This is a genomic window from Microbacterium marmarense, assembly GCF_037204165.1.
GTDB classification, from domain to species: Bacteria; Actinomycetota; Actinomycetes; order Actinomycetales; family Microbacteriaceae; genus Microbacterium; species Microbacterium marmarense.
Window position 1 is genome coordinate 1 of sequence record NZ_JBBDGL010000003.1, and the last position, 15,097, is coordinate 15,097.

The following is a 15,097-nucleotide window of genomic DNA, read 5'->3' on the forward strand; positions in this document are numbered from 1 at the left end:
AGCTTCGAACGTGGCCACTGCGTCTGCCCAGAGCAGCGATCTTCCTTCGAGATAGGTCGAGTTGATCTCCGTGATCTCGTACTTTCCACGCGCGCTTGTCACCAAGTTATGAGCAATTTCCGTCACCTAAACGTCCAAAGTTTACAGACCCGACACTGTGTAGCTGGCTCTGAGAGCAGATGGCTTGTTTTCCAACGACACTGCTCGCCGACTCCCGTCGAACTCGACTACCTCGCAAGCACTGGGTTCGGAGACCCCTAGGCGCATACCGCGCCGCCATCGACACGTTCGCACTGTGTCGATTGAGCGCCAGCCGATAGAGCCGGTTGTCGCCCAACACCAGACGGACCTTGTCGTCGACGGTGAAGTCGGTGCCAATCGTGAACACGCACGAGCAATATCGCCGACAGTGGGGGACTAGGTTACTGGATTGTCGCAATCCGGAATCAGCTGCTTGGACACGCATAGCGTGATCGGGTGCGGTCCGCTGTTAGAACCACCGAATTGTGCTTTACATCGCAGCTCGTCGATCGAAGGAATGTGCTTGCGTGTGGGGACTAGGCGCCCAGTTGGCTATCAGGGCGAGGGCGATGTCAGTTCTTGGGCAGTGCGCGGAGCAGGAGGCTCCCAAGCATACTCGTCGAGGCGAAGGGACTTGAGTGTGTCTTCCCGCTTGAGTTCGCAGGCGCAGCGTTCGCCGTCGCTATCCAGGAGATTAGAGTGCGGCTCCGCAAAGAGCCGTGCGATTGGCGTTCAGCTAGCTGCTCGAAGGCTTGGGGGAGGCCCAGCAGGGTTCTTCGTTTTCGGCTGCAACCAGCGTGGAGAGAGCGACCAACTGAGAGGCGAGCGCAGAATGAGTTTCCCAATGAACGCGGATGCGACGACGAGGCTGAGTGCGACGGCGGGCGGGAGGAGCGCGCCAAACAATTGCGGGAAGGCCATGATCCATTGATCAACTCCCGTGAGCTTGACAATACCGCTAAGCGCCGACAGGGCGAAGATATGGAAAATATACACCGGCAAGGTCAGCGAACCTACCTGCTCCAACCACTTCACGAGCTTGTTCTGGAGAGGCAGAAACGCGAGCACGTTGGCAATTGCGAGTAGCCCGACGGCGGCCAGGACGGCGCGCATTGGCACCACCGTGTCGAACAGAGCCGACGCTCCAACCGCAACCGCATAGGCGGCTGTAGTCGCGCAAACTCGTGACAGTGTGGCTCTGTTCATGAGCGAGTCCCACACCTTTCGCCCATGGACGCCAGCGAAGAACCACACGAAGTTCACGGACATATGGCCAAACATCAATGGGTCCGCGGGCGGCGCGAGCACTGGTCGGAATACCGCATCAACCGCGGGCGCAGTGAGAGCCAGTCCGAATAGCGGCACAATGAGCCACTTGCTATTCTCACCCAAAAAGCGGTAAGCCGCCCATGCAATGAGAAAGAACACTGCAAGCGCCCAGAGGTACCAAAACGACGTAGGCAGGACTAGGGCAAGTAGAAACTGGCCCGCTGTCGGCTGGTCGTCGAACCCAGGGACGGGGAGCCAGAGCCGCAACAGGAACAACGCCGTCCACAGAACGTAGATGTAGTAGAAGCCGATCGTGCGCGCTTTCGATTGGCCAAGAGGTCGCTTGATCGCATTCGCGGCAAGATAGCCCGAGAGGAAGAAGAACAGCGGCATTCGGATGGGCACAAGCGCTTCGGAGAACAACCACCAGAACGCACCAGGGCCCTCGTTGAACTCATTTTCGATCCAGAGGGACACGTGCATGAGAACAACGAGGACTATACAAAGCCCCTTCCCTACATCGATCCATGTTTTCCTCTGAGTATTCGTTTTGACAATCACGCGGCGTTGGTGGCGTCGGCATGGGCGAAGACATTGCCCGCATCGGCCGCCGCACGGTCGATCCAGACCGTCTCGCCGACAGTCGTCGTTCCCGACGACTGTCGGGCGGGGGCGCCGTCAGAGCTGGCGGCGAATGCCGCGGGTGCGAGTGCGCGCTGGGGGGAAACCATCGCGCTGATGGTAGCCACGGTCGCGAGAGCACTGCTTAGCGGGCGGCATGCTCTCGAAGGGGATGTGAGTTGAGGCATTGGGGGTGCCAGGACCTTTCGCGGAAGCGGTCCGTCAACGCGAATGCAGTCGGCACCCACGCACCGACGCGTCCAAATAGGGGAGTGAGGTACAGTCTCCCATGCTCTCGTTTCAGGCGCATCTCGGCACCGCGTCAAGTGTGGGTCATCAGTACGGGACCGAGCAGACGAATTGAATGCTGACGACGACCGTGACTAGCTGCTCAGCTCGTAGATACCGGCGGCGAGGTCGTCGGTGAATATGAGTCTGACAATTGGTCGTCGCTGGCGACAGGATCGATGCTTCGTTCTGCGAGCCGGATTATGGCGCGCACGAATACTGATGATGGCAACGCCGGCTGCTTTGGCATGTGCATAGATCCCGAGCGGATGGCTGGCGTCCTTTTCGAGGTGGCCCCGTCACGGGCTCTGTCGAAAACGTAGTCGCTTTACACGCGCAAGAGGGCGACGTCGTGCGCGCTCGCGATGCCAGCGGGAGCGGCCGGCGGTAACGTTCTCGCCCAGCGCCGCAACTTTAATGGTAATGATGATGCCGCAATCGCGCGGTGCCAGGCGGGTAGCCTATCAAACTATGTCGCTATCGCAGGCGTGCGGCAGTCTCCGCCCGGATTATTGCCTGTCACTTTGACAGGGGGCACCACACGATGATCGCACGCGGAGACCACTGACCGTTGCCGTCGCGGTGAACGTGCTTGAGCTTGTTTCGACGACGATTTCATCCGCCGAGATCTGCCGCGCGTTGCAGTGACCTGGTGCGGTGTCGATCGGCGCGATCATCGTCTGATACGCGAGCACGTGCAGACCACGTTGTAGTCGTGTTGAGATCGTTGGCTGCCGCGAAGTAGCCCCAAACGGCGACGCAATTCGCCGGCTTCCGAACACACTGCTGTCAAGACCCGCAACGGGGATGAGAGAAGACTCTATGCCCTCGACGCTATCCACTACTCGCGAATTGTGTCCGTCCTCCGCGACGGTGCCGTTCCCGATAGCCCATCCGTCGATTTCTAAAGTAGCCGAGCGAAGTGCTCGCACTGCGAGAATTACCAGCACGGAGGAGTCCAGACGGACAAAAGTACGGTATACCTTCAGGCTCTTCACCGTGACGCGCGGTGGTCGTATGCGGTACGCGAGCGGCCTCGGGAGTTTTCGTTCCCATCCAAGCACGACTTCGCTCTGTGTAAGCTCGTCGACTGTTTCAGCTTTCCTTCGGTGGATTTCCTTGGCCCGCAAGTTAAATCTTGTGCCACCCCTGAGTTGGTTGGACTGAGCAGCGCTGGCGTGTGTGCTGTACAAATCGGCGTCATACAGGAAGTCTCGGACCAAACGGCGATCTGGCGTCGCGTGCGGCGCCATGACGACCGACACTGCAGGTACGTCGACGGTGCTCATCTGCAACTGCTGGCCTACAAGTATTGGCTTCGTTGTCGGTGAATAGCGAGATGTCCAAACAGGCGAATTAGCGGGCGCTAGCAAGCCGACGAACCCTTTCGCATTCCACAGCGGAGAACTTGGTCCAGAGTATGGTTGGCGGTCCACGTGACCTCCAGCCGCCCAACTGTAGGTGAACAGGCCGCTTTCCCAGCCACCGTCCGATTGAAGTCGTTGAAATACTCGCTCACCCAGAATTCTCGCGCTCCCAGAGGGCAAATCGCTGCAACCAAGCATTTCTGCCAACCAAAATGGAGCGGTTGTGCCGAATCGGTAGACCAACGACCGGCCTTTATAGACCATCCTTCCGTCCGCGCTGAAGTAGCCGTACGCCGTCCTTGTGAAGTCACGCAAGCGCGAAGCAGTCACATCCCGGTCGACGAGATCGAGTTCGAGTAGCGAGAGCAGAGGGGGATAAAAGTGAAATGCGAAATTGTTGTAATAGTCAAAACGATCTTTACCCCCGTCTGAATACCAACCGTCGCTTTCATATAACTGTTCAAGACGCACGCGCGCGCGAGAAATATAGACACGCTCATCGCTCATCGGCAGACCGAGCGAGGCGAGAGAACGCGCGACTACAGCGGGGAACATGACCCAGTTGTTTGGGTACACTGCGCACCTCGCAGCGCTCGTCAGATACGAAGCAACCTGCATTTTTTCGTCGGCGCTAAGAGGTGACCATAGTCGGGCAGGTGCGATCGCCAGCGCGAGCGCAATCGATGCGGATTCGACGATTGCTTGGCCGAAGTCCTTGGGTCTGGGCCATGAACCGGACCCAAGCCCACTCCCAGCAACAATTCCTCGGCGATACTTCTCGAACTGTGTGGACACCGTGCTGGAGCGATCCTCCCGGAGGAACGAGAGCAAGAGTAGTGATCGAGAGAAGCCTTCCATCGAATCGAAACGGCGACCATTGCGGCTCGCGACTCCCGGCAGTCGAATGTTCGCATGACTACGGTCTCTATGCTCGTCCAGCGCTGCAAGCGACTTCGCGGCGCGTTCGCGGAAGAATCGGTATTCCGTGTCAGGCATAAAATCTGTCTCTTTCTCGTTCGCCTCCAGCAATGGGCGCTGTAGTTCGGGATCTGTTCTCCTCGACCACAGCCGTGCTGAATACGAGGATCAGCCATGGGAATGTCATCCACAGAGGATTGGTAAGGGAAGCGCCGAGCAACACCGCGACGAAGGCAGGGATGGCGTCCCAGCGATTCTTCGAGTACATAAAGGCTGAGACAATTAACACGACGAACAACAGAAGCGCAAGCACGCCACCGTCGTACAGCCAGCCAATCCAAACATTGCTTAAGTAGCCCTCAACTGCACCCGTTAGATCTACTGGGTGTCGTTGGCTATACGAGTTCACGCCGAGCCCTGCTATATAGCCGTCAGCTGTAGATAGGTCCTGAAAAGCGATGTCCCATGTCCTAATTCTGTAGAGGCCTGTCCCTGAATCGCTTGCAAACAAATTGAGGAGCTTCCAGCCAAAAGAGCCTCTCTCGGCATTTCCAATTTCGGACGCGAGAATGACCGTGATTGCAGCGACCAAGGCAGCCATTGCTGGTAGCGCCCACACTAGACGGGAGCGGAGCGTCCAAAGTGCAAACCCGCAGGTGATCGCGATACTCACCCAGGCGGCTCGCGTGTTCGTCAATACCGCGGCCGCGGCAATAAGACAGGCAGGCAACAAATAAATGCGTGTCAACACCGACCGCCAATAGAACAACACGCCCAGCCAACCAGCGCACATGGTTGCCATCAAATTGGGCTCAAGCGCCAACCCGCGCACTCTATATCCGTCGCCACCTTGCGGGGGCGCTGTGAGTTGCGTTGCGCCTGGTGCGATCAGAAGCTCTGCGATACTCAACGCGCAAAGGAGTGCCAACCCCCACGTGCATATGATTACTACGCGCCGCCAATTGAGCGCGAGCGGCGTGAGAAAAAAGAACACCATGCCTCCCAACGCGAAGTTGCCGAGCATGAAATAGCTTCTTATCGGTTCGGGAGCGTTTGCCGCGCTGGAGAATATGGCCAGAGCCACCAGTCCTGCGAGCGTGACGCCAAAGATCCGTCGCCAACGATCGCGGGGTGTTCTCGGCGCACTGCGTTTCATGAACAGGGCGGCGATGAGAACGATCGGCGCAACCACGGCATCAATCCGGAGGTTTGCAGGCCCGAGTGCGAAACTGACACTCGACATCGTCGACGCAAGGAACAAGATCGTCACCGGTGTCTCCGGCTTGGTCATCGCCCAAAATGCGACTACCAGTATCGGGGTCGCGATGAGCAATAGCACGATCTCCATACGTCAATCCTTTCCCATCATCCGTCTCGCGATCGAGACTAGGAGAGCCAGATCGGCAAGATTGGGCCAAAGGAATTGGCCAGCTCTGAGTCCGAAATGCCGTCGCAGGTGGAAGAAATTCAGGTTGCTGGTCACCGCACTCGTAGCGATTGAGGCGATGATTGCACCCCATGCTCCGATAATCGGGGCGAGGACCAGAAGCACGGTCAGATTGGTAGCGAGCCCAGCGACCAAGGAAACCGAGCGAAGGCCGGGGCGACCTCGGGCACCAAGGCCCATTCCTGCCACTGATCCGGGAATACCCAGCACAAGCCCGAGGGATAGTGCGGCTGTCATGGGCACAGCGGCGACGAATTCTTCCCCGAATAGCAGCGGAATAATCATCGGACTCGTAAGTGCGATGGCGATGGCAGTCACGAGCGCGATAGACCCAGAAATACGAGACGCTCGCGCGAGCAACGCAACGTCATTTGATCTACTATCCGAGGCAAACACAACATCTCGAAATGCTTGATTGCTGATGAGGAGAACCTCAGCAAGGTTTACAGCCACCGCGAAAAGGCCAAGTTGGTACGCGTCGCTGAGAGGTAAAAGCAACGCTTGGCTTAGCCTCGCAGCCAGCATGCCTGCAAGCGTGCCGGACCAAGACCGAAGTGCGAATCCAGTGAATGCACCAAACCGGACGCCGCTTGGCTCGCCAGCCTGCCTAGGTAGCCAGAGGTAGCACACTGCACCCAGTAGCGGGGCCGCAACGAGAATGACGGCCGCCAGATTTACAGTCAGTATGCCGAGCGCAAAGGGAATGGCGAGCCCGGCTATCCTGGCCCCGGCTGCCACGTATCGCTCAAACGCGATGAGTCCCCAAAGCTCTCGTCCGGCGGCGCCGCTACGCAGCAGCGCAAGAAACATTGACGGGACAATCGTGAGGCTGGCCGCCTGAATCACTAGTGCCAGTTGGGGATCGTGACCGCTCAGAACGCCGCTGAACCCAACGGTTGCAACGGTGATCACACTGCCACCGATGAGCGTGACTGCCAGCGGCGCCAGTTTGGGCGCCTTGGCAGCGATGCCGTTCCGGGCGATGAAATAGGTGAGCGCCTCAGGTGCGCCGAGAGAAGCAACTGCAACTGCGAGCACGATCACCGCGTTCACGGCAGCTACTTCTCCGCGCCCGGTCGGACCGAATAGCTGTGCCACCATCGCGGACGCGAGAAGTATTGAAAGTGGACTGGCGACATTGGCCGCAGTCGAAACGACGACGCTACGTGCGAACGTCATCTTTTGATGAATTGCTTGAGCTTTGACAAGATGAGCGGCAGAACGAGTGCTGGATCCAGCGCTGCTGCTTTTGCGACCAATCGCGCTCGAGATAGGCCTGCGGGAGAGTCTTTTGATGCTCGAAGTGCAACACGCGCCGCCACCATACGGTCCGTCCATACCGGAATCGATATACCCAGATACCGCGAGTAATATGTGCGAATTTCTGAGGATGCCATGATCGACCTGGAGGGGTCGATCGTGGATTTTCCGCCGGTGAGTGAGTATCGGGCCGTGATGCTGCGATGCATTAATATCGCGCTCGATAGGGCTCCACGAACAACTAGCTCGTAGTCTTCGGCATAGCGAGGTCGGAGCGGTGGGGGAATGCAGCCGGACGATGCGCGCCGCACTTCTTCCAATCTCCAGACGAAACACGCCGGTGGAACCGGCGAGTAGCCGCGCGCGAGCAACACGTTGAGATCTATCACTCCCTCAGGCGGGGCAATCAAGACGGGAGCGTTTTTTGGAGCGTAGCCGAGTGCCGATCCACCGACTGCCGCCACGTCTGGACGTGTGTCGAGAAGTGCCAGCGAATGCGCGACTCCTTTAGACACAAGAGCGTCATCGGCGTCCAGAAGGATCACAAATGGTGAAGAGGCTAGGTCAAGGCCTCTCCGGCGTGCTATTGATGCGCCAGCATTCGGCTGGGTCACCACTTGCGCCCCCTTGGCAATCGCCAATTGAGCGGTCCCATCACTAGAGCCGTCATCGATGACAATCACTCTCGCGGCACCAGCACTGTATGCGCTAGCCACCGCACGTTGTATGGAGGCCTGGGCGTTGAACGCAGGGATAATTACATCGAAGTCTGTCGAACTCACTCTGCGATTAGCCTCTCCCACTCGGCGCGCAGGCTTTGTTCGAATGCCTCGCGGGAATAGTTGCTCATGTAGCGTGCCCGTGCTGCTGCACTCATTCTCAATGACTCGGCCACTGAAGTCCTAGCCAAGACACGGGCCAGGGCGCTCACATCCCGATTGGGGAAAAGGTGACCGCACTCGCCGTCGACGATAATTCGGCCCAGCCCGCCTCCAGCGCTGGCAACGACAGGTCGTCCCTCTGAGAGAGCTTCGATCGCAACTAGTCCGAATGGCTCTGGCTGATCGGAAGGCATGACGACATAATGAGCACGCCTGATCTCGTCATGTAAATCTGCAACTTCGCCAATGATTTCGACGCTTGCGCCGATGCCTAGGCTTTCCACAAGCTCTGGGACGTTGACCGCTGTGCCAGACTGCGGGGCTGATCCCGCGATGACAAGCACTCCGGGCTCTTTTGCCATCGCCCACGCGCGTAAGAGGGTCTCGTGTCCTTTCCAGCCGTTCCATCGGCTGGCCATCAAGAAGCGTGTAACGGCGATATCAGCTGGCAGCGACACCTGAGCTACATCGTCAGAAGAGTTCGGGATCACTATCGACTTTCGGCGCGCGTTTGCCGGGAGCGAATTGTGCACTGCGTCGGAGATGGAAACGATGCGATCGACTGGAATGGCAAACAGGCCCAAGATGCTGGCTTCGCGGGGTCGCCAGACTTCCTGGTTGTGAAGGACAATCTTGTCGACGCCTGCAAAACGAGCGGCGAGGGCCGCAGGCAGCGCCGCAGATGTCGCGCACCACACCACGTCCGGCTTGTTCTGCCTGAATACTCGTGACATTGCAATGGTGTCACGAGCCAGCCGCATTGCGCCCAGCAGGGTGAGGTTTGCTCGGCGTATGATTGGGAGGCGGTGTTCTTCATGCTCGATGCGTTCCGACGCCAACTCGTTCGACAGCTTGTGTTCCGTGGCTGGTGCATCGTCAGGAAGCCATACTGTTGCTGACGTTTCGTGGCGTAGCGCGCTCAGCACACGAAGGAGCATCCGGTCGGCCCCGTACATCTCATTTGATGAATGGATGAACGTTGCGCTTATCGCTCGATTTGGGCTATGCGACACTGTCTTCGCCTCGAACTCTCAGGAGTCGAGCGGGGGTGCCCGCGATGACTGAGCCCTCTGCGGTATCTCTTGTCACTACGCTACCTGCAGCGACGACCGTGCCTCGCCGGATACGGACCCCGGACATCACGGTGACACCGCTCCCGATCCAACAATCGTCTTCGATGATCAGCTGACCACGGTTGACTCCTTGTTCCTTGATTGGGATATCGAGTCGATCGAACGCATGGTTTTCCGAGAAAAGTCTCACACCGGGACCGATCATCACGTCGTTCCCAATCTCGATCCATCCGGAGCAACCGATAAACCCTCCTGCCCCCACGCTCGAACGATCTCCCATGCGCAACCCGACTCCCGCCTCACCGCCGTAGTAGCTGCTGGGCCGGATCATGGTACCCCGGCCGATGGAAACGTTCTCGCCAAAACTAATTCCGAGTTGGGAAGCTCCCTGGAGCTCGACATAATCTTCCAACACAAGCCGTCCAACGTGTGACACAAACTGCGCATTGAGGATCGTCACAGATTTCCCGCGGAAGACTGGCCCCGAAGAATGCCTAAACCAGGGTGATGTGAAGACACCCCGGGTGAACATAAGCCCGGCTCTGACGATACCTTGACACGAAGCTAGACGCGCCCGCGGTCCTGAGATGCTAGCGAACTTCATCCGACGATCCAATCGCTGACTCGGCGATACAAGAAACCTTGCGGAGCGTCGATTCGTAGCCGCGGCAGATGGCATCCCATGAGAATTGGTCGTCTGCGCGTCGGATGTTCGTTCGAGACATCCGCTCCTGACGTGCCGGATCGTTGAGCAAAGCATCTATCGATTCCAATATGGAGTCCGCGTCGCGGGCGCACGTCTGAGAGTCATCGCCGAGAACCTCCCGGTTGTAGACCGTATCGACTGCGACCACCGGTGCGCCTGCTGCCATCGCTTGCACGAGAGCAGGGTTCGTCCCGCCCACGGTGTGCCCGTGAAAGTAGGCGCCACAGTTTTGCCAAAGGGCCGCAAGAAGTTCGTCATCACTGACGTGTCCGAGCCAGCGAACGTTGCTGTGCGCCTCCGCCAACTCTCGCGCTCGTTGGTCGAGGTCTCCGCCGTATCCGGTCGATCCGACGATGATCACGGGTGCTGATTCGGCGATGCTTGGGACAGCATCGAAGAATTCGACTATCGAGTTTTCAGGAACGAAACGTGCCACCATCAAAACATAGCGGCGCCTCTGGAGGTCGATAGGAGTCTTTAGAGGCGCCCATTTGTCGCCGCCATAGGGAAGATAGACGCCGCCTCGGTCGAAATCGGTTTGCCAGCGATCCCCGATGGCATGCGCGTCGACCACGAGCTCGGTGCCATACTTGGCCGTCAACTTCGCGCCCATTCGAAACATCCACTTCGCGAGTTTGCCCCACTTTGCCCGGTCCCACTCAATGCCGTCGACGTTGACGACGGTCGGGATTCCAGCGCGCTTTAGCAAGGGTAGCCAGTAGCCGTTTGCAACATTCATCACTAGCGCTACATCAGGCTTCTTTTTGCTTGCGTCATGTGCGGCGGTGAGCCCGTATGTGAGGGTGCTGAGGGACTTGCGCTCCACACCTTTGGTTTCGACGACATGAATACGGTGGTCGCGACCGGGGTCATCGAGGCGAGTTGCTCCGGGCCTGCAATACACGGTGACATCCCACCCCTGATCGGCGAGGAACGGGGCAAGCTTGCGGACGGCGGTTTCAAAACCACCATAATAACTCGGATAGCCGCGAGTGCCGATAATAGCGATGGAGGGCAATGGAACACCTTTCACAGGAGCGATGACAGAGGAAAGCAGATGATGTAGCCGAGCGCCGTTTAGTGCGCAGTCTCACCGGGAGCGATCGCTGCTTTGGCGGTTTTGGCAAGGATTCCGATGTCACCGATAAGCGACCAGTTCTCTACGTAGGAAAGATCGAGTCGCACGGATTCGTCCCAGGACAATGTCGATCGTCCGCCTACCTGCCATGCACCAGTGACTCCTGGCTTCACGAGAAATCGGCGGTGCACATGGTCGGCGTACAACGCGACCTCAGATATCAGCGGTGGGCGCGGGCCCACCAGCGACATCGAACCACCGATCACGTTGAACAGTTGGGGCAGTTCGTCGAGGCTGAACCTGCGCATGAAACGGCCGATCGGCGTGACTCGGGGATCGTTACGGATCTTGAAAAGAACTTCGTTGCCAGCATCGCGATCGGTCTGCAGATCGGCGAGCATCGCCTCGGCGTCGACAACCATCGAGCGGAACTTGAGCATCGTGAACTCTTTTCCGCGTAGGCCGACGCGCTTTTGCCGGAACAGAATCGGGCCTGGGCCCGACAGCCGCACGAGAAGCGCCAAGACCAACAGCACCGGGCTGATGATTACGACGCCCAAGACTGTGGCGATGATGTCAACGGCGCGTTTGAGGAAACGCTGCCCACCGCTGAAACGTGGTGTCTCAACATGCATGAGGGGAAGCCCGGAAACAGGGCGAATGTGAATTCGAGGACCGGCGATGTCGATGATGCTAGGCGCCAAGACCAGATGTTGTTTGCCGCCTTCAAGGCCCCACGAGATCTGCTTGACCTTCTGGGGCGGCAGATCATCTGTACTGGTCACCGCGACCGTGTCGGCGCTAGTAGCGACCATTGCCTGCTCGACAGCATCCACGTTGCCCATGATCGGGATGTCTGTGCCGGGGATGGTGTCCGCAATTTTCCCGGAAGGCACACACGCGCCGACGACGCGGTAGCCAGCGCTGACGTTGCGATTCAGCTCGGTCGCGATCAGCGCAACCGAGGATTCTGAACCGACGAGGAGCACCCGTGCGGAGTAGTCGCCCATCGAGCGGTGCGCAACCAACCACTGCCGCCAGAGCCAACGCTCGAGGATGAGCACGAGCACACCAACCGGTAGCGCGATGAGGAGATATCCGCGTGCGATGTCGACTCGAAATAAGAACGCGAGAATCGCCACAAATCCGAAGAGGCGAATACTTCCCGTTGCAATCCGTACGTACTCAGTGCTTCCCGCGCCGATCACTCGATAGTCACGGGAGTCGGTGAAGCGCAAAGCCCCTTGCCACACGAGCACGAGCACTGCGGAAACTATCCAATACGACAGCTCCGTAATTCGCACATCGTCGCGCATCGCAAGATCGGCATTTCCCATGCCAAACCAGGCGATCTGAGTGCCGAAGACAACCCACACGAGAACCAGCAGGTCGGAAATGTACAGGCGGCGTGCGTAGCGCTTGCGCCAATCGACGGTGTTGCGGCTCTTGGCGCCCTCAGTCATGGGCGCACGAGCAGCATCGGCCGCATCAATCGATGCTGGCTTCCCCGTTGAAAGCGACGTCTGTGTCGCGTCGACATTGAGATTCGACGTCACTTGTATTGCTCCTGTAGATCCTGTCCCCAAAAAGAGGCTAGCAGTAGACGAGAGGTGCTCTTGACCAGATCGGAGGGCATTTCGGTGCCGCGTTTCGCGCAAGTTAAGTTGCTCGAAACGTACTGTTTCAAAAGCTCCGGCGACGACGGCTGGCTCGCCAGCCGTCGTCGGCGACGGCTACGGGAGCTGGACGAGAGAGTCGCCCGACCACAGCACATCGCCGGCCGGTGAGGCGATGGCTAGCGCAGCCGGAGACGCGCCATCCGCTTCCTCTGCGCAAATGCTGGAAGCGGTAGCGAGTGCGTCATCTGCGAAATTGATGACCGACACGGCGAGTCCGTCGCACGATTCATCTAGGTGCGCGACCGCCACAGAATCTGTCGTCGTCGTGATAGCAATGACGTCCTGAGCGTCTACTGCGTTCCACTCATCCCCGCCGCTTTCGCTCGCGAGTTCAACGTTGCCGACGTAGGCCATCCAGTCACAGATCAGCACGACATTGGCGCCGGCCGTGCGAATGCCGTGCGGCGCATCACACGGTGCCTCGACCTCGACGCCCGCCATCACCACGGTGCCTGAGGCATCGGGCGAGATGAAAGTCGCGCTAGCCAAGACCTCGGGGTAGGGCTCCCAGAACTCGCCCTGGGTGAAGGTGCGCAGTGCCTGGGGCTCGCAGTCGGCGCCCACGAGCGCTATGACCTCGGCCTGGCCGTCGGCGAAAGACTCGAGAGCCAGAAGCTGGCCGATCTCGCGATAGGTCGGCGTGACGTCAACCCACGTCTCGCCGTCGTCGAGCGAGCGCTCGATTACCGGGGCGACCGAGCCGCACTCGCCTGCGATGCCGCGCCACATCACACCGGAGCCGACCGTGAGAAACCGCTCTTTGGCGGGGTCGAAACTGACCGTCGCTTGCACGCTAGGAGTCGGCGACGCGGTCTCGGCGTCAGTGTCGACCCCAAGATCGAAGGTCGGCACCGGGCTGACCGATGCTGTCGTCGAGGTGCCCTTCGACTGCGTGAGCGCCAGCATCGCCAGTGCGGCGACACCGATAGCGAGCACAACGACCGCGACAATCGCCAGAATCTGCGCGGCGCGGCTGCGGTGGCGCGTGCGCCGTTTCATCAGCCTTCTGCGCGACTCGCGGCGCGCGTGGCGGGTTCAGCGGCGTTGTCTGCCGACGGAGCAGCGACCGGTGCAGAGTTTTTGCCCTTGTCCTTGCCCTTGGCCTTCTTCTGGGGCTTCTGGTCGGTGTAGCCGTATCCGTAGCCATACCCATAGGAGTAGTAGGAGTCGGGTCCGCGCGTCGGCACCATTGAGAGCACCACACCGGCGATCTTCGCGTCGACGGTGTCGAGCGCGTCAACAGCGCCAGAAAGCTGGTGCGTTGTAGTCGAGCCGGCCGACACCACGACGATTGCGCCACTGGTCGCACGCGCGAGGATGGCGCCGTCGGTCACCGGGAGCAGCGGGGGAGCGTCGCACAGCACGACGTCGAAGTCGCGCTCAAGCACGTCGAGCAGGGTCTTCATCTGCGTCGAACCGAGCAGCTCGCTCGGGTTTGGCGGAATCTTGCCGGCGGGCAGCACGTACAGGCTGCGTCCACCCCATGGCAGCATTACATCACCGACACGGGCGCGACCGATCAGCACGTCGGTAAGACCGGCGCCACCCTCGATGCCGAGGTATTCGGCAACCTTGGGCTTGCGAAGGTCGGCGTCGAGCAGAGCGACACGCTTGCCGGCGTCGGCGAGGGCGATCGCGAGGTTGATCGCGGTGGTCGACTTGCCTTCGCTCGGCAGGCTCGAGGTGACGACGAAGCTTGAGCGCCCGCCCATGTCGAGAAACTGCAGGTTGGTGCGCAGGGCGCGGAACGACTCGGCGCGGGGGCTGAGCGGGTCGGCGTGCACGATGAGCGGTCGCGTCTTCGCCTTCGGGTCGAAGGCGATGGCACCGATGATAGGGGTGTCGGTCACCGTTTCAACATCGCGCGATGAGCGGATGCGGGTGTCGAGAACTGCGCGCAGCACAGCGATGCCGACACCGGCGGCGAGACCCACCAAGAAGCCGAGCGCAAGGTTCAGCGGCACGTTCGGGCTGGAGGGGGACAGCGGCGGGATCGCGTCTTCGACGCGCGTCAGGCTCACCGGGCTGGTGTCGCTGCCCGCGGGCGTCTCGATCGCCTCGACCGCACTCGTGAGGCTGGCGCCCAGCGCGTTCGCGATTTCGGCGGCTTCGCGGGCATCAGCATCGGTCACAGTGATCGTGATCAGGCTGGTGTTCAGCGGGCTGGAGGCAGACACCTGGCTCGCAAGCTGAGCGGCAGTCACATCAAGACCGAGCTCGGCGATCACGGGGTTCATCACGATCGGTGTCGTGACGAGGTTGGTGTAAGTGGTCACGCGCGACTCGGTGAAGTTAGAGCCCTGCTGCAGTTCGCTGATCGTGACGCCACCCTGTGACGACACGAAGACTGTGCTCTGCGCCTCATAGAGAGGAGTGCGGGTGAGCGAATAAGCGGCAGCTGCACCGACCCCCACCAGGGTTGCCACAACGATCAGCAACCAGCTCTTGCGCAGAATGCGCAGGTAGTCAGAGAGTTCCATGGTGCCTTT

Annotated in this window: 12 protein-coding genes and 1 pseudogene; all 13 read right to left on the reverse strand. The window is 59.6% G+C overall.

Annotated features, from left to right (window positions below):
• Positions 1-753: 753 nt before the first annotated feature.
• Positions 754-1,851, reverse strand: coding sequence for an acyltransferase family protein (locus WDU96_RS10370; RefSeq protein WP_337338445.1), 1,098 nt, complete (start codon positions 1,849-1,851; stop codon positions 754-756).
• The gene (locus WDU96_RS10375; RefSeq protein ID WP_337338446.1) at positions 1,848-2,021 is read right to left on the reverse strand and encodes a hypothetical protein; all 174 of its coding nucleotides are present in this window, start codon (positions 2,019-2,021) and stop codon (positions 1,848-1,850) included. Before WDU96_RS10375 ends, WDU96_RS10370 begins: the two co-directional genes overlap by 4 nt.
• Positions 2,022-2,708: 687 nt before the next feature.
• Complete coding sequence (locus WDU96_RS10380; RefSeq protein ID WP_337338447.1) at positions 2,709-4,562, reverse strand: DUF2264 domain-containing protein; 1,854 nt, start codon at positions 4,560-4,562, stop codon at positions 2,709-2,711.
• Positions 4,555-5,832: an O-antigen ligase family protein gene (locus WDU96_RS10385; RefSeq protein ID WP_337338448.1), complete on the reverse strand. Its 1,278-nt coding sequence runs from the start codon at positions 5,830-5,832 to the stop codon at positions 4,555-4,557. Before WDU96_RS10385 ends, WDU96_RS10380 begins: the two co-directional genes overlap by 8 nt.
• Positions 5,833-5,835: 3 nt before the next feature.
• Entirely contained in the window at positions 5,836-7,110 is a 1,275-nt protein-coding gene (locus WDU96_RS10390; RefSeq protein ID WP_337338449.1) for an MATE family efflux transporter, read from the reverse strand.
• Positions 7,107-7,328 (reverse strand): hypothetical protein, encoded by a 222-nt coding sequence (locus WDU96_RS10395; RefSeq protein WP_337338450.1) that lies wholly within the window; start codon positions 7,326-7,328, stop codon positions 7,107-7,109. The genes WDU96_RS10390 and WDU96_RS10395 overlap by 4 nt, the downstream gene beginning before the upstream one ends.
• Positions 7,329-7,646: 318 nt before the next feature.
• A pseudogene (locus WDU96_RS13610) lies at positions 7,647-7,994 on the reverse strand (glycosyltransferase family A protein); the annotation flags it as partial.
• Positions 7,970-9,085 (reverse strand): glycosyltransferase family 4 protein, encoded by a 1,116-nt coding sequence (locus tag WDU96_RS10400; RefSeq protein WP_337338451.1) that lies wholly within the window; start codon positions 9,083-9,085, stop codon positions 7,970-7,972. The gene WDU96_RS10400 and the pseudogene WDU96_RS13610, both read right to left, overlap by 25 nt.
• On the reverse strand, positions 9,075-9,824 hold the full coding sequence (locus tag WDU96_RS13615; protein ID WP_420063956.1) for an acyltransferase: 750 nt from the start codon (positions 9,822-9,824) through the stop codon (positions 9,075-9,077). The genes WDU96_RS10400 and WDU96_RS13615 overlap by 11 nt, the downstream gene beginning before the upstream one ends.
• Complete coding sequence (locus WDU96_RS10405; protein ID WP_337338452.1) at positions 9,736-10,869, reverse strand: glycosyltransferase; 1,134 nt, start codon at positions 10,867-10,869, stop codon at positions 9,736-9,738. The genes WDU96_RS13615 and WDU96_RS10405 overlap by 89 nt, the downstream gene beginning before the upstream one ends.
• A 59-nt stretch (positions 10,870-10,928) precedes the next feature.
• Positions 10,929-12,485, reverse strand: coding sequence for a sugar transferase (locus WDU96_RS10410; RefSeq protein WP_420063957.1), 1,557 nt, complete (start codon positions 12,483-12,485; stop codon positions 10,929-10,931).
• A 177-nt stretch (positions 12,486-12,662) separates the two neighbouring features.
• Positions 12,663-13,607: a hypothetical protein gene (locus tag WDU96_RS10415; protein WP_337338453.1), complete on the reverse strand. Its 945-nt coding sequence runs from the start codon at positions 13,605-13,607 to the stop codon at positions 12,663-12,665.
• Complete coding sequence (locus WDU96_RS10420; protein ID WP_337338454.1) at positions 13,607-15,088, reverse strand: tyrosine-protein kinase domain-containing protein; 1,482 nt, start codon at positions 15,086-15,088, stop codon at positions 13,607-13,609. Before WDU96_RS10420 ends, WDU96_RS10415 begins: the two co-directional genes overlap by 1 nt.
• Positions 15,089-15,097: the final 9 nt, after the last annotated feature.